Genomic DNA, 593 nt, shown 5'->3' with positions numbered 1-593 from the left:
CGGGCCGGTCTGCGGGGTATCGAGGGTGAGGTGTGGGGCACGGTGTATTACCGGTTTGCGACCAGGGAAGAACGGGAAGGAAAGATGAGCACGAGCCTGGTTTGTAAGGAGTGTCGCCAGAGTGCGGCGATGAAACGGGTATTGGCGGTATATGGAGTTAAAAGATGACCATCTACATTACTGAGCTAATAACAGGCCTGCTGGTAATCGCAGGCCTTTTTATTTGGGGGAGAGGGAAGTCATGAAAAAACTAACCTTTGAAATTCGATCTCCAGCACATCAGCAAAACGCTATTCACGCAGTACAGCAAATCCTTCCAGACCCAACCAAACCAATCGTAGTAACCATTCAGGAACGCAACCGCAGCTTAGACCAAAACAGGAAGCTATGGGCCTGCTTAGGTGACGTCTCTCGTCAGGTTGAATGGCATGGTCGCTGGCTGGATGCAGAAAGCTGGAAGTGTGTGTTTACCGCAGCATTAAAGCAGCAGGATGTTGTTCCTAACCTTGCCGGGAATGGCTTTGTGGTAATAGGCCAGTCAACCAGCAGGATGCGTGTAGGCGAATTTGCGGAGCTATTAGAGCTTATACAGG

The 593-nt window shown here is 50.6% G+C and carries 1 protein-coding gene; it reads left to right on the top strand.

The window, feature by feature from the left end; translation table 11 throughout:
* Positions 1-241: 241 nt before the first annotated feature.
* Positions 242-593, top strand: a 352-nt coding sequence (locus tag CRV02_RS14345) for a recombination protein NinB (protein WP_164969021.1), incomplete at its 3' end; no start/stop codon positions are given.

This window comes from Arcobacter sp. CECT 8989 (assembly GCF_004116715.1).
Taxonomy (GTDB): domain Bacteria; phylum Campylobacterota; class Campylobacteria; order Campylobacterales; family Arcobacteraceae; genus Halarcobacter.
The sequence above is the reverse complement of the archived record's forward strand: the minus strand, read 5'-3'. Positions and strand labels throughout refer to the sequence as shown.